The sequence below is a fragment of the Chitinophaga oryzae genome, from assembly GCF_012516375.2.
Taxonomy (GTDB): Bacteria; Bacteroidota; Bacteroidia; order Chitinophagales; family Chitinophagaceae; genus Chitinophaga; species Chitinophaga oryzae.
This window is the reverse complement of sequence record NZ_CP051204.2, coordinates 3,918,155-3,938,797: the sequence shown is the minus strand read 5'-3', so window position 1 is coordinate 3,938,797 and position 20,643 is coordinate 3,918,155. Positions and strand designations below refer to the sequence as shown.

Genomic DNA, 20,643 nt, shown 5'->3' with positions numbered 1-20,643 from the left:
GCGTGCCTGTCTTCCTTTTATATTTTGTTATCCTGGTTTTTACCGGCTCCCCCGCAGCCGCTCAAACCCCTGATGCCCAACCGAAAAGAATTTCCCTGCAATATGCCAATGCCAGCCTGAAGACAGTTATCCGTGACATCGAAAAACAAACCCGCTACACCTTCGCCATCTCCACCGATGAACTGGAAACCCGCAAAGGCGTCAGCATTCATGTACACCATGCACTCCTCCAGGATGTGCTGCGTCAGCTCTTCCCCACTGCCCGCTATAAAGTGGAAATCAGAGACGGACAAATCATCGTCATCCCACAGAATGCAGTACACGCCGAAGTGCCCGTTACCAGCGAGCGGCCGGCCAACAGCAACCGCTGGCTCGTGACAGGCGTCGTGACGGACGGACTGGAACCGCTCAGCGGCGTATCCCTGCGGGAAAAAGGCACCTCCAACGGTACCGCTACCAGTGAAAACGGCAGCTTCAAAGTGGAACTCGCTTCCGGGCAAGCCGTCCTCTCCGTGTCGCTGATCGGCTTCGAAACCAAAGAAATCGCCGTGCGCGACCGGCATAATATCTCCGTCACCCTGCAACCCGATCTTAAAAAACTCAACGAACTCGTCGTACTCGGATATGGCCTGCAAAAACGCGCCAACATCACCGGCGCCATTGCACAGGTAGACGGTGCCCGGCTCAAAAGCAGGCCGGTACCCAATGTAATGGCTGCCCTGCAAGGCACCGCCACCGGCCTGGTGGTGACCCGCAGCAACGGCCAGCCCGGTAAAGAAGGTTTTAACCTACAGGTTCGCGGCGTCAACTCCGGCAGCAATAATACCCCCGTCATCATCGATGGCGTCCCCGGCTCGCTGGCCGTCCTGAACCCCGATGATATTGAATCCGTTTCCATCCTCAAAGACGCTTCCGCCGCCTCCATCTATGGCGCGCGCGGCGCCGGCGGCGTAGTGCTGGTGACCACCCGCACCGGCAAACCCGGTAAACTGGCTGTCGACTTCAATACCCTGGCTGGCTTTGAAACTCCCATCCGCATCCCCCACCGCCTCTCCTCCGCCCAACAGGCGCGCATGGAGAATGAAGCCACCGTCAACGCCGGCGGATTTGCGCCATGGCAACCCGGTGAAATAGCGCTGATGGAAAAAGGGAACTATTACGCAGAAGACTATACGAAACCCGGCTATTATCGTTACTACTATAACTTCGACCAGCTGTCACTGCTTTCCAAAAAGAAAACCAGCGTACAGAACTATAACCTCTCCGTTAAAGGCGGCGATTCGCTGAACCAGTTTTCCGCCTCCTTCGGCTATTTCGGCCGGCAGGGACTCTTCGTGGAAGGCCCCGACAGGACCCGCCGTTTGAATGCCCGTTTCAATCTCAACAACCGCTTCAGCAAACATATCAGTCTCGAAACACGCCTGTCCTACGCGCAAACCAATACCTTCTCCCCATCTCAACCGGTGGAAGGGCCACAAGGCTTGCTGGCAGGACTTTACCGCGGACCAGGCAACGTCCCTGTTTTTGTGCCCGGCACAGCGCACTTCGCTTTCGGCGGCGCACCCATCTATGCTATGCTGCACGACGGCGGTATCCGCGAGGAAAAAAACAACTACATCGACGCTGTTTTCACCCTGCGGGCCGACAGCCTGCTGGCCAAAGGTCTCACCCTGCGGCTGGTATACAGTCCCCAACAACACACCCTCCACGACAACCTCGGGCGCAACAGTATCCCACTATGGAACCAGCTGGCCCCGGTGGCAGCGCTCCAGGAGCACAGCCTGCTGCAGAAAAGCAAACTGCAGGGCAAAGGCGGCAACCTCCAGTTGCTGGCTGATTATGACACCAGGCTTGACAAGCACAACATTCATATACTTGGCGGCTATACGCAGGAGACCTATAACACCGACCAATATACGGCGGCCTCTTACGACCTTCCTCCGGATAACGTCAACGCCTATAATTTTAACGGGGCGCCGCAATACAGCATGACCCGCTTTACCAACGGCACACTGCTGTCATTGTTCGGCAAATTCAACTACAACTACGACAACCGCTACCTGCTGGAGGCCAACCTGATCGGCGGCCGCCTGTCACAGCGCAGCAGCGCCTTCCCGGCGATGGAACAATGGCAGGCCTTCCCCTCCTTCTCTGCCGGATGGCGGCTCAACAATGAGGAGTGGTTTTACCGCACCTTCCATTTTTTCAATGAATTCAAACTTCGCTGGTCCTGGGGAAGACTGGGTAATGTCAACAGCTGGAACAACATTGACAACGACGAACGGCTGAGCACTTTCACCTTTGGGTACAACCGTCCCTTTACGCCTTTTGTCTATAAAAACCCTGTTCCGCAGGCATCCGGCTGGGAAAATATCTCGACTTACAACTACGGCTGGGACGCCACCCTGTTCCGCGGCAGGCTCACCCTCTCCGCAGATTATTTTGTGAAACACAACCGCGATATGCGCATACCGGTGCAACTGTCCTCCACGGAGGGCGCATGGCCGCTGCGTTTCAACTCCGGGGAAATGAGGGCGTGGGGCTGGGAAGTGAATGCAGGCTGGCGGAGCAGTCACGGGCCTTTCACCTGGTACCTGAACGCCAACCTGTTTAACAATCAGACGAAAGTACTGGCCAACGACGGCGTAACACCACAAGCCGGCTGGAATGTGGGCATCCCCGGTTATCCTTACGCTTCGCTGTTTGGTTACATGGCAGACGGCTATTTCCAGACGCCCGGCGATGTACAGCAGCACGCTTTCCAAAGCGCCCGCACAGCACCCGGCGATATCAAATACCGGGATATCAATGGCGACCACCAGATCGATAACCGCGACCTGGTGTACCTCGGCAGCACCGACCCCCAGCTGGCCTACGGCATCGATGCCGGTTTCTCCTGGAAAGGCCTGGAGTTCTCTATCTTTTTCCAGGGCGTCAGCAACCGCAAGGTCATGCCTGATCCCCGTTACAGTATTCCGTTTACCGATGGCTGGCAGCAGCCCTGGGACATCAACCAGGACTACTGGACGCCGGAGCGCCCGTATGCGTTGTTTCCACGCCTCTATCTGCATGATGAACAAAACACGGTCCCCTCCAGTCACTGGGTGATGAACGGCGCTTATATCCGGCTGAAGAACCTGCAGTTGGGTTACAATTTGCCGGCGGCATGGCTGAAACGCGTCCCCGTCAAGAACCTCCGCTTTTATTTCTCCGGGCAGGACCTATGGGAAAGTACCAGGATGAAGATCCGTTACTATGATCCGGAACAGGCCGGTGGCTATAACGGTAACGTATATCCGTTCTTCCGTTCTTATACTATCGGGCTGAATGCCTCCTTCTGATAACGAAACAGGCCGTCTCAAATGAGACGGCCTGTTTCGTTCAGTCAGTATCGTTTGTGCGCTTTATTGAAGGTCTTGTTTTTTACCTGCCAGCAGGTATAAAGCAGCCATTCTCACTGCTACGCCGTTTTCTACCTGGTCCAGGATGATGGACTGACCGGAGTCAGCCACATCAGAGTTCAGTTCCACGCCACGGTTGATAGGTCCGGGGTGCATGATCAGGATCTCTTTATTGAGGCTGTCCAGCAGCTGGCGATTGACGCCATACGCCAGTGAGTATTCCCGCAGGGAAGAAAACAGCGGCGTATTTTGTCTTTCCAGCTGGATACGCAGCACGTTGGCCACGTCGCACCATTGCAACGCTTCCCGGATATTGTAGCTGACATTGACGCCCAGGGCGGCGGCGATGTGTTTGGGAATAAGCGTAGGCGGACCTACCACAGTTACTTCTGCGCCCAGTTTCTTCAGGCAGTAGATATTGGAAAGGGCCACACGGGAGTGCATGATATCACCACAGATGGCGACTTTCTTTCCTTCCACGCTGCCGAGTTTTTCCCGGATAGAGAAAGCATCAAGCAACGCTTGTGTGGGATGTTCGTTGATACCGTCGCCTGCATTCAGAATGGGCACCTGTATATGGCGCGACAGGAAATGCGGCGCACCGCTGGCTGAGTGACGCATCACCACCACGTCCACTTTCATGGACAGGATGTTGTTGACCGTATCGATCAGCGTCTCTCCTTTTGACACGGAGGAACCGGAAGCAGAGAAATTGATGGTATCTGCGCCCAGCCTTTTTTCCGCCAGTTCAAAAGAAATGCGGGTACGGGTAGAGTTCTCAAAAAATAAATTAACGATGGTAGTATCGCGCAGCGTGGGAACTTTTTTAATCGGCCTTTGTAAAACCTCCTTAAACTGGTCGGCTGTTTGAAAAATAAGTTCTATATCCTGGCGCTGCAGATCGCGAATTCCGAGTAAGTGTTTTACAGAAAGTGACATTAATGTGCAAATATAAAGGGTGAAATCTGAATTGAAAAATCCGGTTTATGTTAATCAACCAGAATGACTTCATCTTTCCCATCCCTTTGCTCCCATAATACCCTTACTTTCTGGGAAATAAGAGCATCGATGGTGCGCCCGGTATAATCGGGCTGAATGGGCAGCTGGCGGCTGAACCGGCGGTCTATCAACGCCAGCAGTTCCACCGAGGCCGGCCTGCCGAAGTCGAGCATGGCATCCAGCGCCGAACGGATCGTTCGTCCTGTGTACAATACGTCGTCTATCAGCACCACCTTTTTATTTTCTATGGAGAAATTAATGTTGGTTTCACTGGGCACATGGAGTGTTTTGCCCTTATTGTAATCGTCTCTGTAAAATGTGATGTCCAGTTTGCCATAATGGATAGCAGTACCCGGCAGCAGTTTTTTCAATGTTTCATAAATCCTGTCTCCCAGGTAGATGCCACGTGGCTGCAAGCCTATCAGCACCGTATTCTCAAACTGCAAATGATTCTCGATCAGCTGATGGCAAAGCCTGTCTATCGTAATAGCCAGTTGTTTGCCGTTTAGTATGGTCTTCAAAACTATACGCTTTTAGTCGCCAAAAATACGGATTAATGCTACACTTAAAAAGATGAATATCAGAAAGCCGCAAGATAAATATCAGGATCTTTCATTTTTCTGCGTGAAAGATTTCGATTATATAGCAACAAATTTATATTCAATCATCCCGTTTTATGAAAAAAATTGTCATTCCCGTACTGGCAGCTGCCGCTTTCCTTGGCAGCGGTCAGTTGTTTGCCCAACAAAAGAAGAATTTTATCAGTGTCGGCGCCGGATATGCCGACCGTAATGATATTTACGAAACAGGCACCGGTGCTATCGGCAAAAATTCGTCCCACTACGTAAATATTTCGCTGGCCTACGGTTATTACTTTAAAGAGCGCTGGGCCATCGGCATTCTGGGAGGATACAGCTCCAATACAAGCGACAACACTATTCCGTCTAAAAACAGCGGCTGGAATGTGGGCCCATTTGTCCGGTACGAGCAGCCTATCTGGAACAGCCGCCTGTCTGTATACGCAGACGGTGCTGCCCTCGCAAATTTCGGCAGGGTTGACGCCGATACAGAGCCGGTTACAGGTCTTCACTACAGAGAACAAAAGACCTCCGGTTACAATCTCTCGATAACCCCCGGCCTGCTGTTTCATTTAACGCCGTCCTTTTCGCTGACGGCGAACATGGGATCTGTCTTTGCCGCAGGGGTACGTACGACCAAAGTGGGCAGCACAAAATCCACCTCTTCAGAGGCCGGGCTGTTTAAAGACTTCAGGTTAAACAATGTTATGCTCGGGATCAACTTCCACTTCTAAAAAACAACAGCGGGAAATTAGTTACACTGATTTCCCGCTATCTGTCGTACTTTAGGCGTACCAAATAATTTGGTATGAAAACACTCAAGCTAATCATTGCCATGGCCGCTTTTTTGCAATTCTGGGGTCCATCTGCCGAAGGACAGATCAAAACCGGGGATAAAGTCCCGGTATTCAGTCTGCAGGACCAAAACGGGAAAACATTTGATATCAGCACCGTATTGGGCAAGCAGCCCCTCGTCATCTATTTCTATCCGAAAGATGAAACCAGCGTATGTACGAAAGAAGCGTGTTCTTTCCGGGACTCCTACCAGGATTTTCAGCGTTATGGCGCCATGGTGATCGGTATCAGCGCAGATAATGTGGCTTCTCACAGAAGCTTTGCCACCCACCATAACCTCCCCTTCACTTTACTCAGTGATACCAAAAACGAAGTCCGCAAACTGTTTGGCGTGCCCAAAACATTTGTGATCCCCGGACGCGTCACCTATATCGTCGATAAAAACGGTACGGTAGTGCATACGTTCAATAGTCTCCGCGACGGCGAAAAACATGTGGAAGAAGCGCTGGCAGCGTTAAAAAAGATGTGAGGATCAGAGCTTGCGCAGGTCCCTGAAAGAAGAGATTTCTTCTTTGAGCTGGAACAGGTGTATGCTCCAGATAAGTCCCTGTACAAGGGTATAGGCGGTGAGTGCGAGGAAGACGGAAAGCTCTTTCACGTTCCCCATTTTATCTGCCATCATGAGTATTCTTACCAGGAAAACCGCCGCTAATACCAGGAATATCAGCACCTTGGTGCCTTTTTTCTTCAGCTGCTGACGGAAATAGGCGTCATAAGCCAGGCCTGCTTGTTGCGCCGCTTCCTGCGGGGCATAACCGCCTGCGATGATGCGTTGTTCCAGGTCGGCCACCCGCCACTGTTTATGCGGTTCTCCGAAGTATTGTTGTGCGATCGTGCTGACGGCTTCTTTTCCTGTCTCCATGTCCGGGCGTTTGTTTCATTTACAAAATAAGTAAAAGGCGATGAATAAACATTCATCGCCTTTGTTTATCATGAACATTTGAAGTTTTTATGCTTCTTTCAGGAACGGGTACCGGTAGTCGGTAGCCGGAACGAAAGTTTCTTTGATGCTTCTGGCGCTCAGCCAACGGTACAGGTTCAGCATGGAACCGGCTTTGTCGTTGGTGCCGGAAGCGCGGGCGCCGCCGAAGGGCTGCTGGCCTACTACTGCGCCGGTAGGTTTGTCATTGATATAGAAGTTGCCTGCGCTGTTCACCAGTTTCCGGGTGGCCAGTTCCACGGCGTAGCGGTCCTGCGCGATGATAGCGCCGGTGAGGGCGTATTCGGAGGTGCTGTCTACCGTCTGCAGGACGTCTTCAAATTTTTCACCGTCATAAACATAGATCGTTAATACGGGGCCGAAGATCTCTTCGCACATGGTCACGTAGTTAGGATCGGTGGTTTCGATGACAGTAGGTTCAACGAAGTAACCTTCAGATTTGTTGTAGTTGCCGCCGGCGATGATTTTCGCTTTGGGATCATTTTTAGCGTTGTCGATGTACTGAGCGATCTTATCGAAAGAGCGTTCATCGATGACGGCGTTGATGAAGTTGCTGAAGTCTTCTGTGGTGCCCATTTTCATGGTTTTCAGTTCAGCAACCAGTTTGGATTTTATCTGGTCGGCAAGATTGCTTGGTATGTATGCACGGGAGGCGGCAGAGCATTTCTGGCCCTGGTATTCGAAGGCGCCGCGGGCGAGTGCGGTCACGGAGGTGTCCACATCGGCAGATTTGTGTATCACCACGAAGTCTTTACCGCCTGTTTCACCCACGATGCGCGGATAGGTTTTGTACTTGTGGATGTTTTCGCCGATGGTTTTCCACATGGTCTGGAACACGCCGGTGGAACCGGTGAAGTGGATGCCGGCAAAGTGAGGATCGGCAAAGCAGATATCGCCGATCAGCGGGCCGCCGGCGTAAACGAGGTTGATCACGCCTTCAGGCAGACCGGCCTCGATCATGATTTTCATGAACATATTCGCTGCAAACACCTGTGTATTGGCAGGTTTCCATACCACTACGTTACCGCACATGGCAGCGGAGGTAGGCAGGTTGCCGGCGATGGCGCTGAAGTTGAAAGGCGTTACTGCCAGTACGAAACCTTCGAGCGGACGGTACTCCACACGGTTGTGGGTCAGCGGGGCGCTCACCGGCTGTTGACGGTATATTTCGCTCAGGAAGTGTACATTGTAACGGAGGAAATCGATCAGTTCGCAGGCGCTGTCGATCTCAGCCTGGTAGGCGTTCTTACTCTGACCGAGCATGGTGGCCGCGTTCATGTGGAAACGGTATTTGGTAGCGATCAGGTCGGCAGCGCGCAGGAAGATGCCGGCACGTGTTTCCCAGTCCATATTCGCCCATTTCTCACGTGCTTCCAGTGCGGCAGCGATGGCTGCTTTCACGTGGGAAGCGTCTCCCTGATGAAAATGACCCAACTTGTGCTTGATTTCATGCGGCGGGCGCAGGTCTACCGTGTTGCCGGTACGGACTTCCTTACCACCGATATACATCGGGATATCTGCCACTTCAGCTTTAAATGCTGCCAATTGCTTTTTCAGCGCAGCTCTTTCCGGGGAACCGGGTGCATAACTCAACACGGGCTCATTAGCAGGTGCAGCGTATTGAAAATATCCTGTATTCATTTCCTCAGATTTTGTTGGTGTATCTATTAACAAAAAAAGTTTCCGCTGCAAATTTACGGTCAAATTTGCAGCAGAAACCTATTAATTATTTACCTATCATTATCAATTATTGTCCTCTTCCTTCTGCATCATCAGGTAAGCCTTGATAAAACCGTTCAGCTCACCGTCCATGACCGGTCCCACGTTACCCACTTCAAAGTCGGTACGGTGGTCTTTGATCATTTTGTAAGGATGGAACACATAAGACCTTATCTGGGAGCCCCATTCGATCTTACGTTTGTTGGCATTGGCGGCGTTTTTCAGCTCTTCGCGTTTCCTGAGTTCCTCTTCGTACAGGCGTGATTTCAGCATGGTGAGCGCTTTTTCGCGGTTCTCTCCCTGCGTACGTGCCTGCTGGCATTCGATGATAATGCCGGAAGGGATGTGTTTCAGGCGCACGGCTGTTTCCACCTTGTTCACGTTCTGTCCGCCTTTACCGCCCGACCGGTAGAATTCCCATTCCAGGTCGGCAGGGTTAACGGCGATCTCGATCGTGTCGTTCACTAACGGGTACACATACACGGAAGCGAAAGAGGTGTGCCTGCGGGCGTTTGAGTCGAAGGGCGAAATACGTACCAGCCGGTGTACACCGCTTTCCGCTTTCAGGTGTCCGTAGGCAAAATCGCCGTCGAACTCCAGGGTGGCGGATTTGATGCCGGCGCCATCGCCGTATTGCGTGTCGATTTCTGATACTTTCCATCCCTGTTTTTCACCGTACATGCGGTACATGCGCAGCAGCATTTCAGCCCAGTCCTGGCTTTCAGTACCACCGGCGCCCGAGTTGATGGTCAATACCGCCGGCATCTCGTCTTCCGGCTGGTTCAGGGTGGATTTGAACTCAAGGTCTTCCAAAGCGGTCAACGCAGTGCTGTAGGCCTGCTCTACCTCTTCTTCCGTTGCCTCTCCTTCTTTAAAGAAATCATTGAGCACGCTGCTGTCTTCAATGGCGGTATGCACATTGTCGTACAGGTCTACCCAATATTTGTTTACCTTAATTTCCTTCAGGATAGAAGTCGCCCTGGCGTTATCATCCCAGAATCCGGGGGCCAGGCTCAGTTGTTTGTCGTTTTCGATTTTAGCTATGCGGTCAGGGACGTTAAAGAAAACCTCCCAGGACATAAAGACGGTCCCTCATAGCTTTAAGTTGCTCTGCTGTCATAGCGGGCAAATGTATGTAAAAATGTGCAATTCTGCTAATGTATTCACAATTCTACGGAACGCTGCTGCGATCCTTTAACATACCTTTAGCATAATTTTTGCAGCAGGAGCGGGAAACCACATCGGTAATATTTTCAAATAATATTAAAAAAAGTTCCTATTACAATGATGGTAGCCCATGAAACCCTTCACTATAAAAACAAATCGGTATTCAACACCCTCGCTTTTGTGCTTATGATAGCCACCAATGCGCTGTCATGGTTGCTGCCCATCAACGGTAAAAATACCGGGGAAATATCCGATGAATACCCCAATCTCTTTGCACCGGCGGGTTTCACCTTTTCTATCTGGAGCCTTATTTACCTTTCATTGTCGTGCTTTGTGATTTATCAGCTATGGCTGGCTTTCTCAGGCAAACGTCCCGCCACGCTGGCACGCCTGATGGGCGCCATGAAGGAATGGTTCCTGATCAGCTGCGTGGTAAACGCTACCTGGCTTTTCGCCTGGCATTACGAACTGATACCGGTCACCGTAGGGCTCATCCTGATTCTGCTTGCAGCGCTTTTTATCATTCATGTGAACTTCGGCATTGGCCGCAGTAATCCCGGCATGGCGGAGAAGTTGTTTATCCATGTGCCCTTCAGTATTTATCTCGGATGGATCAGCATCGCCACGCTTGCCAACATCACTACCCTGCTGGTGTATGCGGGGTGGACCGGCAGCGTCACCTTCCAGGTATGGTGGACCATCAGCATGATCGCGCTGGGCACGCTGATCAGCATAGGGATGATATTCCGGCGTAACAATATCCTGCATGCGCTGGTAGCGGTATGGGCGTTCTACGGTATCGTTGTGAAAAGACGGGAAGCCGGTATCCCCGAACAACAACCCATCATCCACAGTTGCATCATAGCTATAGGTATTATCGCCATCGCAATTTCCTGGCATTTATACAGGAAACCCAGATCTTAAAAAGTAAAAGATTATTTTTGATGCGCAATTAACTAAAGCTATTATATGTTTCCATCTACCAGTCCAGTAGCCACCAAAGCGTGGCAGGCATTGTTGAAACATGCCGACGAAATGAAAAAGGTACAGATGCGTGCCTTGTTTATGGAAGACCAGGAACGTTTCAAAACGTTTTCGCTTCAACTGGAAGACACCCTGTTCGACTATTCCAAAAACCTGATCACAGAAGATACGCGCGCCCTGCTCTTGTCGCTGGCCGATGAATGCGGCGTAAATAGCGCCATCCAGGCGATGTTCGGTGCGGAGAAGATCAACTTCACGGAAAACCGCGCCGTGCTGCATACCGCGCTGCGCAACTTCTCCGGCAAACCGGTAATGCTCGACGGCCGCGACGTAATGCCGGACGTACTGGGCGTGCTCAACAAGATGGACCATATCTGCCGGCAGGTACACTCCGGAGAATGGAAAGGTTATACGGGCAAGCCTATACGTTATATTGTCAACATCGGCATCGGTGGCTCCGACCTGGGCCCGGTGATGGTGACCGAAGCGCTGAAGCCCTACTGGAAGCCGGGCATACAGCCCCACTTCGTGTCCAATGTGGACGGTACGCATATCGTGGAAACACTGAAGCAGGTAACACCTGACGAAACCCTCTTCCTCATCGCGTCCAAAACATTCACCACGCAGGAAACCATGACCAACGCACATACCGCGCGTAACTGGTTCCTCGAACATGCCAAAGACGAAAAATTTGTCGCCAAACATTTTGTGGCGTTGTCCACCAATGAAAAAGCCGTGACGGCTTTCGGCATCGATCCCAATAACATGTTTGAATTCTGGGATTGGGTTGGCGGCCGCTACTCCCTGTGGTCCGCTATCGGCCTGTCTATTGCGCTGACCATCGGTTATGAAAACTTCACGGAACTGCTCAACGGTGCACATGCGGCAGACAACCACTTCACCCGGACGCCGCTGGACCGCAACATCCCCGCCATCATGGCGCTGGTAGGCCTCTGGAACGGCAACTTCCTCGGCGCCGCCACAGAAGCCATCCTGCCTTATGATCAGTACATGCACCGCTTCGCGGCTTACTTCCAGCAAGGCAATATGGAAAGCAACGGTAAACATGTGGACCGCAACGGCACCCCCGTACAGTACGAAACCGGTCCGATCGTATGGGGCGAGCCCGGTACCAACGGCCAGCATGCGTTCTACCAGCTGATCCACCAGGGCACCCGGCTCATTCCATGCGATTTTATCGCACCGGCCATCAGCCACAACCCTATCGGTGACCATCATGTAAAGCTGCTGTCTAACTTCTTCGCACAAACGGAGGCGCTCATGAACGGCAAAACCGAAGCAGAAGTGTTAGCGGAACTGCAGAAAGCCAACACTTCCGAAGAAGAGATCAAACGGGTGCTGCCATATAAAGTGTTTACCGGCAACCGTCCGTCCAACTCTTTCCTGCTGAAACAGATCACGCCGCGTTCCCTGGGTATGCTGATCGCATTCTATGAGCACAAAATTTTTGTACAGGGTGTTATCTGGAATATCTACAGCTTCGATCAATGGGGCGTGGAACTGGGCAAACAACTGGCCGGCAAAATTCTTCCGGAGCTGCAGAATGAGGATTACATCGCTAACCACGACGCCAGCACGAATGGCCTGATCAATGCCTACAAGGCGCTGAGAAAACAATAGTGCAAGGCCATACATAAAAGAGCATCGCCCACTGAAAGTTCAGTGGGCGATGCTCTTTTATAACTTAATACGACGGTGACTCCTTCATCATGTAATCAGCGGAAATCAGGGGAATCACAGTTACCATTTGTCTACCTCGTCAGCGCTATGTGAAGCCTGGGCGGACGCCGCAATCGGAGCTGCAGCGGCAACTACTTCAGCGGTACGGGTTACCTCGCTGTCGCCTTCTGTTTCGTCCTGGTCTTCCTGCACATAATCGTGATTGTAGGCATCAAAATCAAAATCGGGCATCAACTCAGTTTTAACGTAGTTGATGGTTTCGGTCAGCGCGTTCAGGAACTTGTTAAAGTCTTCCTTGTACAGGAATACTTTGTGCCTGTCATAACCGTTGTCATTAAAACGTTTTTTACTTTCTGTGATGGTCAGAAAGTAATCGTTTCCCCGAGTGGTCTTTACATCAAAGAAGTATGTCCTTCTTTTGCCCGCTTTCAATCGTTTAGAAAAGATGCTATCATTGTTTCTTTCCTGTTGATTGGTGTTTTCGTACGCCACAGTTGATAGATTTAAGTGTTAACGAATCAAATCCTGTTACAATAAGGAACAAATATACTATTGTTTTACAAATATCAAAATATTTTTAAATGATTTTGAAAAATCATAAAACCGGGCTGTAACAGGCCGTGGCAGAGACTATACAAGAGTGTGATTGTTATTCAGTTACACTTTCTTCGTCACCGGATTGCTGTCTTGCGTACAGTTCAGCATAGTAACCATTCAATGATAATAATTCTTCATGTGTTCCTTCTTCCACGATGCTGCCTTCATCCAGTACGATGATCTTATCAAACTCAAACAGGGAGAAGATCCTGTGGGTAATGATGACCGCTGTTTTATTTTTCAGATAGGCATAAAGGTTGCCGATGATCTCTTTCTCCGTACGGGCGTCCACGGCAGAGAGACAGTCATCAAAGATCATGATGTCCGGGTCCTTGACCAGCGCCCGGGCGATGGAAATACGTTGTTTCTGGCCACCGCTGAGGGTTACGCCCCGCTCTCCTATCGCAGTATCAAACCCTTCGCTGAAGCCGAGAATATCCTTCTCCACCGAAGCCTGCCGGGCCGCCTGTTGCACTGCCTGCAAATTGGCCGCAGGATCACCGAAGCGGATATTATTGGCAACGGAGTCTGAGAAAAGGAACACATCCTGGGGCACATAACTGATCTGGTTGCGCAGCTGCTCCAGGTGCATATACCGGATATCGTGCGTATCCAGCATTACCCGGCCCTGCTGCGGGTCGTACATGCGTATCAGCAGCTGTGCCAGCGTACTCTTACCGGACCCGGTACGGCCAATCACAGCCACCTTCTGGCCCGGCGCTATCTGCAGATGGATGTTTTTTAACGCGGTAATACCGGTATGCGGATAAGTGAACGTAACATTCTCCAGCCGCACCGCTCCCTCCAGCTGCACTGTACGGGCTGTGGGCTCGTCTTTGATATCCGGCTCGATTTTTAAAAATTCGTTTATCCGTTGTTGTGAGGCGGCGGCACGCTGTGTCATCGTTGCCACCAGCCCGATAGACAGGAAAGGGAACATGAGCATGTTCACATAGATCACAAACTCAGCAAGGTTGCCAACGGTGATATTCCCCTCGATAACCTGGTAGCCCCCGATAAAAATAGTAAGTATCACGCTCAGACCTATCATCAGGGCCATGATAGGCTGAAACAACGCGTCCGTTTTGGCAAGGCTGATAGAACTGAGCTTATAGGCTTCGCTGGCACTTTCAAAATGCCGGCCGCTGGCCTCCTCCTGCACATAGGATTTGATTACCCGGATACCGGAATACGACTCCTGTGCGATGGATGTAATGTTCGACAACTCCGCCTGTATTCTCTCGCTTTTACGATGAACGATTTTATTCACATAGTAGATCGTCAGCGCCAGGAAAGGCAGCGGCGACAAGGTATACAGCGTGAGGAGCGGATTTACTTCCAGCATCAGGTAAACGATGATGACAATCAAAAACAGGGTGCGGGAGGCATACATAATCGCCGGGCCAACGTACATGCGTACACGGGAAACATCCTCCGTGATACGGCTCATCAGGTCCCCCGTACGGTGCATCTTGAAAAAGTTGAGGTCCAGCTTCTGGTAGTGCTGATAGATTTCGTTCTTCAGGTCGTATTCGATATGCCGGCTCATCACAATGAGCGTTTGCCGCTGGAGAAACAGGAAAAAGCCGCTCAGCAGGGCGAAGATCAATATGCTCACCCCGTAAAAAGCAAGGATGTGGGAGAAATTGGACCTGAAAGCGCTCTTCAGACCGGTATCGCTGAGCAGCCGGTACTCGTCCAGGTTGTGCGACAGCAGGTCAAAGATCTGGCGCACCATGATAGGCTGAAAAACGCTGAAGACAATGGATATCGCCGTAAACAGCAACCCAAGGATCAGGCGCCATTTGTTGGCCAGGAAATATTTATTAAGCGCAGCTAGATGTTTCAATCGGAAAGTTTTGCCACAAAAATAGCATTCAATTACGAATTACGGATTACGAATTACGAATTGAGGGCTCCCCCATAGCTCGGTTATTAACTAACCTGACTACAAGAAAGCCCTCAATTCGTAATTCGTAATTCGTAATTACAACTGTTTCAGCGCTTCGATGATTTTCGCTTCTGCTGCTTCCGGCGTTACATCTTCTTTCACGAATTTGCGGCCGGTAATGTTTTCAAACAGCTCGATATAACGTTCGCTCACGCTGTTGATGAACTCGTCGGTCATTTCAGGCACCTGTTGGCCGTCTTTGCCCTGGAATCCGTTTTCCATCAGCCATTCGCGCACAAACTCCTTGCTCAGTTGTTTCTGCTGCTTGCCGGCTTTCTGGTTTTCTTCGTACCCTTCTGCATAGAAATAGCGGGAAGAGTCCGGTGTATGGATTTCGTCGATCACGTAGATAGTATCGCCGATTTTTCCGAATTCGTATTTGGTATCTACCAGGATCAGGCCGCGTTCTGCCGCCATCTCTTTACCTCTCGCAAACAGGGCGAGGGTGTACTTTTCCAGTTGCTCGTAGTCTTCTTTGCTCACCAGGCCCTGCGCGATGATTTCCTCACGGGAAATGTCCTCGTCATGACCTTCGTGCGCTTTGGTGGTAGGTGTAATGATCGGCTGGGGGAAGAAATCATTTTCTTTCATCCCTTCCGGCATGGTAACGCCGCAGAGTACACGCTGACCGGTTTTATAGGTCCTCCAGGCATGGCCGGTAAGGTTGCCACGTACCACCATCTCCACGGGGAACGTTTCGCATTTCAAACCTATTGTTACATTCGGCAGCGGGGTGGACTTCACCCAGTTAGGCACGATATCTTTGGTAGCTTCCAGCATGATAGCGGCTACCTGGTTCAGTACCTGCCCCTTGTAAGGAATAGGGCGGGGCAGAACGACGTCGAACGCAGAGATGCGGTCGCTTACGGCCATTACCATCAGTCTGTCTTCGATGGTGTATACATCACGTACTTTCCCTTTGTAGAAGGCGGTCTGACCCGGAAATTTGAAATTTGAATCTAACATGAATTATGAAATTAAAAATGAGTTATCACTGATTTGCGTGCAAAAGTAAACCATGGATCGCATGATTTCAATTTTTTTCCGTCCTTCATTTTTGGGAAGATGCCAACTGTTGCCCCGCACCGGCATACGGTCTCAATAAACTGATGATGATTTCATTTTCGGGGTACTGTGTCAGGTGCGGCCTTAATAGTTCGGCATCCGTTGTTTGCAGGTGAACAGGCACGTAACCCATGCCATAGAACCGGCCTTTCTCCATGAGGATACAACTTTGTTCGCCGGTGTTGCGGCCTTTGTCCAGTATCACCACGGAAGGCTGTTGTTCCTGCAGGAAGGCTATCGCCGCTTTTACCCGTTCATTATAAGCCTCCGGCGCTTCCAGCTTCTCGCAGGCGCCATGGCAGGTGGCAGCTGCTTTTCCGGCGCAGGTGCCCCCTCCTTTCTGCAGAAAACAGAGCCTGGGGCACAGCTCAAACTGCCGGATCAACGCCCGCAGGAGCCGGTGACCGTCTATCAGCAGGTTAAAGGCATGCACCGGGTGGCTGAACTTGCGCTTCTTCTCGATGACGAGGCGCAGATATCCTTCCTGGTCTTCAAAAAGATAAAAACCATAACGGAACTCCACCCGCTTCTGTGCCGCATTAAAAGCCGGCCACAGTCGCTTGATCTCCACCGATTCGAGGATACAGGCCATCAGGTCTGTACCGGTTTCCTGGTAAGTGATATTACAGACGGTACGCAGGAAATTCTGCCGCTGACGGCTGGCGCTATGCCCTGTAAAGTGGCTGTTGACGCGCTTTTTCAGATCTTTGGCTTTCCCCACGTACACCACCTTTCCTTTGAGGTCATGGAAATAATAGACGCCCGGCACTTCGGGCAACTGCTTCACCACTTCCGGCTGCAGGTTGGGCGGCAGGAACTGTTCTTTCGAGCCCGCTTTCAGCGCGCCGGCGATAGCTTTTTCCTTGTCATGCTGCAACAACAGGGAGAAAAGCTTTGTCGTAGCCTCCGCATCCCCGCCCGCGCGGTGACGGCCGTTGATCGGTATCTCCAGATGGCGGCAGAGATTGCCAAGACTATAGGACGGTAGTCCCGGGAAGATCTTCCTCCCCAGCCTGACGGTACACAGCTTTTTACACTGAAGGTCCAGCCCGGCGGCCGCCAGGTGGTGCTTCACAAACGAATAATCAAAGTTGACGTTGTGCGCCACGAAAATTTTATCGTGCAGCAGTTCATGGATCAGCGGCGCCACTGCTTCAAACGGTGGTGCTTCGGCCACCATGCTGTTGGTGATACCCGTCAGCGACTCTATGTAATAAGGAATGGGCACTCCAGGATTAACCAGCGTCTGGTAATGCTGTGTGACTTCCCGGCCATCAAACAGGTAGATGGCGATTTCGGTGATGCCGTTGGCGCTGGCATGGCCCCCGGTAGTTTCTATATCGACAATTGCGTACACCTTACAAAGATATAGGTTGTTGCTTTTTATTCAATCGTTTTAATCCCCATAATGCCATTAAAAGGTAAAACACCCACAGCAGCACCAGGTGTATCACCGATCCGGTGTGGTCCTGCAGCGTGCCCCCGGTCTGAACGACCGACGTGTATACTTTCACAAAAGGCGTCAGCGGCAGCAGGGACGCCAGCCCCTGCAACAGCGGCGGCATCGATTCAAAAGGCCAGGCATAGCCGCATATAAGAAAAAATGGATATGTAGAAAAGGCCATCAACTGGGCAGCCAGCAGCTGACTCTTAAACAGCGTCCCTATCCATACGGCCATAGGAATGAGGGTCACGATAAACAGGAACAGCAGCACCGCGAGGTCCCGGTAACTGCCCCGGAAAGGCAGATGCAGCACCTGGTAGTTGACCGTCATAAAAAACGCAGCGTAAGCCAGGTACAGCAGCAGGTAGAAAGCAGCTTTGCCGTACAGCATGCCCGACAATCCCCCGCCCATCTTCACCAGCCGGCCGATCTCCCCGTTCTCCCGCTCCAGGGCCATACTACCGGAGAGGCCCAACAGCAGCGTCTGCTGGAGGATCAGCACGAGTAACACCGGCAGCAGGAAACCACCGTAGCTGGCCTGGGGATTGTAGAGCGGACGGTAGTCTATGTTGACCGGCATCGCTTCCTGCAAGGCCATAGCGGAGTTCAGGCCCATCTTCTCCTGGTACTGCAACCGCACCCCTGCGCCGATCGTGAGGCCCAGCTGGGTAATGGCGCCTGTCAGTTCGCTCGACGGCAGGAAACGTGCACCGTTCACGGCCAGCACCACATCCGCCTGTTGCAGGGAGAGCACCTTGCTTTGCATGCCTTTGGGAATGTAAAAATACCCCTGCGCTTCCCCCCTGTACATCCGCTCCTGTGCGGCTTCCAGCGAAGAAGCCCGCAGCACGGACACCACCTGCATATTGTTCATCTGCTCCACAAACATACGCGACATCTCGCTACGGTCGTCATCGGCAACGGCCAGTATCACTTTCTCTTCTACTTTGTAACTGTAGATAGTGCCGTAGAAAAACACGTAGAACAGCGGTGCCAGCAGCAGTGTAAGCAGGAGGCTGTGATTGCCGGCCACCAGTTTTATTTCCCGGAGGAACAGCTGTCCTATGTTGTTGTTCCTGTCAGGCATGTTGTACAGTTGAAGGTTGAAGGGTACGCTGGAAAAGCAGGATGGCCACCGGCAGCCCTACCACGGTGAACAGCAGCATATGTGCCATTTCCGGCCTGACATAACGCAACGGCAGGTCCATAAAATATACTTTGAAGAACGCATCTACAAAAGGTGTCAGCGGCATGATCATCGCGTAATACTGATCGTACCAGGGCATGCCCCAGCGCGGAAACGTAAAACCACTGAACACAAAAGCCGGCGAAGTATAGAAGATGCCTACATCGCAGGCCAGCAACAGGTCCTTGAAGATGGCAGACACCATCATGCCTACGCTGATACAGGCCAGCATCAGCAGGGTAAAGATGGTAAACAGCGCCCAGCTGAACAACTGCGCACCCGAGGCGAACAAAGGATAAATGATCAGCGTGATGATGATATAATCCAACCACGCTACGCCGAGATAAGCAAGCGCTTTCCCGATAACGGCATTCGAAGCCGATCCGTTGCTGGCTTCGTATAATGTTCCCAGTGACCCGGTTTTATGTTCATAATTCAGCGCCAGCGCTACCACCATGATCATCATCATCTGCATGGCCACCGCTATCACGCCCGGCACGAGGTACTGCTGATAATCGTATCGCGGGTTGTATAAAGTAAACGACTGCAGCTGCACGGGCATCACCAATGCCATGGCTTTTCCTGCAGGCATACCCGTCTTCATCAGCTTCTGCAGCTGTACGCCGGCGGCGGCGGTGAGCAGCACCTGCGCTGCATCTTTATATAACAGTTTCGCCGGCACCAGGTAGGATACATTGGTATAGATGGTGATATACACCGGCTGCCGGCTTTTGATATGCTCGTCCATCCGGCGGGGAAAATGAACAGCGCCCATCACGGTACCGTTGTGCAGCATTGCCTGCAGCTCCCCTTCGCTCTGTACCTGCTGCGTGATGTGAATGCTCTCCGTTTGTTCCAGCATAAAGGTGAACTGCCGTGACAGCGGCGAGTTAGCTTCATCCCAGATGGCCACCGGCAGGTCTTCCGCGAAATGTTTATTATAGATGCCGGCATACAGCAAACACAACACCGGCGGCAGCGCCAGCATGGCGATGTAATACACCGGGAACGTGACGATGCGTTTCCATTCCCTTATCATAACCTTGACGATGGCCTGTATCATGGCATTTGCAGGGAGGCCGTCATGCCGGGGCGCAATCCCTGCACGTCGGACGGGTTAACAGGTTTAAGGTCAACAGTAAAGGTGCGCAGTTCGAATTTGCCTTTTTCCTTTACCGGTATCCAGTTTGCGAAAGTCAGCGACGGCGCCGTTTTATAGACGACCGCCTCAAATTTTTCCGGGCTGCAGCCCGGCACCTCCAAGCGCGCTTTGGCGCCTACCGGCAGCCTGTTCATCTCATCCTGCCGGATATTGAACCGTACATGGTACGTATTGGGCTTCTGCAGGGTCATCAGCGGGTAGCCGATAGACACGATCTCTCCTTCTTCGATGACCATAGAAGAGATAATGCCGTCGGAGGGTGCGTGGAGGTAGGTATTATCAGATAAGGCTTTGGTAAGGTTGTAACCTTCCTGTGCCTGTTTGAGGATGGCCGATGCCGCCTGCAGCATCTCGGGGCGGGTGCCTTGTTTCAGCATGTCCATGTTCAGTTTGGCCGTTTCCATTTCCTTTTTGGCCGCCTGCAGTTTAAAGTACACCAGGTCTTTTTCCTGCCCGGATATCACTTCATCGTTGAAGAGATTTTCCATGCGCTGATAGGTTTTCTGCATCAGCCTATACTGTTCCTGTGTGATGTTATAAAGGTTGTCGGCCGCTTTGATGGCTTCCGGGCGGGCGCCTTTTTCCAGCAGCTGCAGCTGGCTTTGCGCCGCTTCGATGGCTGCCAGCGCCTGGTTGCGGATGGCATTGATTTCGGTAGACCGCAGCACGCCCAATAGCTGCCCTTTCTTCACCGTATCTCCCTGTTGCACCAGCAGGCTGTCCAGCCGGCCGGGGAATTCCGCGGCCACGTCCACATAATCTGCGTCCACCATGCCGATCACCGTGCTATCCGCTGCGGCCGGCTTCTTCAGGAAAAAAATCAGTGCAATGATCAGTACTACCAGGGGTATCAGCAGTGCCCAGTAATTTTTTAGTACGGCTTTCATGTATATG

General features: G+C 51.8%; 17 protein-coding genes. 5 read left to right on the top strand and 12 right to left on the bottom strand.

What is annotated here, in order from left to right; genetic code table 11:
- Positions 1–2 precede the first annotated feature (2 nt).
- The gene (locus tag HF324_RS16310) at positions 3–3,341 is read left to right on the top strand and encodes a SusC/RagA family TonB-linked outer membrane protein (protein WP_168860283.1); all 3,339 of its coding nucleotides are present in this window, start codon (positions 3–5) and stop codon (positions 3,339–3,341) included.
- Positions 3,342–3,404: 63 nt separating this feature from the next.
- Here the strand turns inward: HF324_RS16310 and HF324_RS16305 are convergent, their stop codons facing one another.
- Both HF324_RS16305 and pyrR read right to left on the bottom strand, forming a co-directional pair.
- Complete coding sequence (locus HF324_RS16305; protein WP_168803487.1) at positions 3,405–4,340, bottom strand: aspartate carbamoyltransferase catalytic subunit; 936 nt, start codon at positions 4,338–4,340, stop codon at positions 3,405–3,407.
- A gap of 50 nt (positions 4,341–4,390) precedes the next feature.
- Positions 4,391–4,921 carry a bifunctional pyr operon transcriptional regulator/uracil phosphoribosyltransferase PyrR gene (gene pyrR / locus HF324_RS16300; RefSeq protein WP_078672462.1) on the bottom strand — a complete coding sequence of 177 codons (531 nt, stop codon included), beginning with the start codon at positions 4,919–4,921 and terminating at the stop codon, positions 4,391–4,393.
- Positions 4,922–5,076: 155 nt separating this feature from the next.
- Here pyrR and HF324_RS16295 point away from each other — a divergent pair, with 155 nt between their 5' ends.
- On the top strand, positions 5,077–5,712 hold the full coding sequence (locus HF324_RS16295) for an outer membrane protein (RefSeq protein WP_168803486.1): 636 nt from the start codon (positions 5,077–5,079) through the stop codon (positions 5,710–5,712).
- A gap of 74 nt (positions 5,713–5,786) precedes the next feature.
- Positions 5,787–6,302 (top strand): peroxiredoxin, encoded by a 516-nt coding sequence (locus tag HF324_RS16290; RefSeq protein ID WP_246269562.1) that lies wholly within the window; start codon positions 5,787–5,789, stop codon positions 6,300–6,302.
- A 3-nt stretch (positions 6,303–6,305) separates the two neighbouring features.
- Here the strand turns inward: HF324_RS16290 and HF324_RS16285 are convergent, their stop codons facing one another.
- From HF324_RS16285 to prfB, 3 genes are all read right to left on the bottom strand, one after another.
- Positions 6,306–6,695 (bottom strand): hypothetical protein, encoded by a 390-nt coding sequence (locus HF324_RS16285; RefSeq protein WP_168803485.1) that lies wholly within the window; start codon positions 6,693–6,695, stop codon positions 6,306–6,308.
- An 87-nt stretch (positions 6,696–6,782) separates the two neighbouring features.
- Positions 6,783–8,414 (bottom strand): L-glutamate gamma-semialdehyde dehydrogenase, encoded by a 1,632-nt coding sequence (gene pruA / locus HF324_RS16280; RefSeq protein ID WP_168803484.1) that lies wholly within the window; start codon positions 8,412–8,414, stop codon positions 6,783–6,785.
- Between the two features lie 102 nt (positions 8,415–8,516).
- Positions 8,517–9,612 (bottom strand): peptide chain release factor 2 gene (gene prfB, locus HF324_RS16275; protein WP_168803483.1). Its coding sequence is split into 2 segments (ribosomal slippage): positions 8,517–9,551 and positions 9,553–9,612, totalling 1,095 coding nucleotides; the frame shifts between segments, so codons are not numbered across the junction.
- Between the two features lie 164 nt (positions 9,613–9,776).
- Here prfB and HF324_RS16270 point away from each other — a divergent pair.
- Together HF324_RS16270 and pgi are read left to right on the top strand one after the other, a co-directional pair.
- Positions 9,777–10,583 carry a TspO-related membrane protein gene (locus HF324_RS16270; RefSeq protein ID WP_168860282.1) on the top strand — a complete coding sequence of 269 codons (807 nt, stop codon included), beginning with the start codon at positions 9,777–9,779 and terminating at the stop codon, positions 10,581–10,583.
- Positions 10,584–10,628: 45 nt separating this feature from the next.
- On the top strand, positions 10,629–12,284 hold the full coding sequence (gene pgi, locus HF324_RS16265) for a glucose-6-phosphate isomerase (RefSeq protein ID WP_168803481.1): 1,656 nt from the start codon (positions 10,629–10,631) through the stop codon (positions 12,282–12,284).
- A 120-nt stretch (positions 12,285–12,404) separates the two neighbouring features.
- Here pgi and HF324_RS16260 read toward each other — a convergent pair whose 3' ends face one another.
- From HF324_RS16260 to HF324_RS16230, 7 genes are all read right to left on the bottom strand, one after another.
- A complete protein-coding gene (locus HF324_RS16260; protein WP_168803480.1) occupies positions 12,405–12,836 on the bottom strand; it encodes a DUF3276 family protein in 432 nt (143 codons plus the stop codon).
- Positions 12,837–12,993: 157 nt separating this feature from the next.
- Complete coding sequence (locus HF324_RS16255; RefSeq protein WP_168803479.1) at positions 12,994–14,790, bottom strand: ABC transporter ATP-binding protein; 1,797 nt, start codon at positions 14,788–14,790, stop codon at positions 12,994–12,996.
- A 138-nt stretch (positions 14,791–14,928) separates the two neighbouring features.
- Complete coding sequence (locus tag HF324_RS16250) at positions 14,929–15,858, bottom strand: phosphoribosylaminoimidazolesuccinocarboxamide synthase (RefSeq protein ID WP_168860281.1); 930 nt, start codon at positions 15,856–15,858, stop codon at positions 14,929–14,931.
- An 85-nt stretch (positions 15,859–15,943) separates the two neighbouring features.
- Positions 15,944–17,314, bottom strand: a complete 1,371-nt coding sequence (locus tag HF324_RS16245; RefSeq protein WP_168860280.1) for an exonuclease domain-containing protein — start codon at positions 17,312–17,314, stop codon at positions 15,944–15,946.
- A 1-nt stretch (position 17,315) separates the two neighbouring features.
- A complete protein-coding gene (locus HF324_RS16240; RefSeq protein WP_168860279.1) occupies positions 17,316–18,488 on the bottom strand; it encodes an ABC transporter permease in 1,173 nt (390 codons plus the stop codon).
- On the bottom strand, positions 18,481–19,650 hold the full coding sequence (locus HF324_RS16235) for an ABC transporter permease (protein WP_168860278.1): 1,170 nt from the start codon (positions 19,648–19,650) through the stop codon (positions 18,481–18,483). The genes HF324_RS16240 and HF324_RS16235 overlap by 8 nt, the downstream gene beginning before the upstream one ends.
- Positions 19,647–20,636: an HlyD family secretion protein gene (locus tag HF324_RS16230; RefSeq protein ID WP_168860277.1), complete on the bottom strand. Its 990-nt coding sequence runs from the start codon at positions 20,634–20,636 to the stop codon at positions 19,647–19,649. Before HF324_RS16230 ends, HF324_RS16235 begins: the two co-directional genes overlap by 4 nt.
- Between the last annotated feature and the right edge of the window lie 7 nt (positions 20,637–20,643).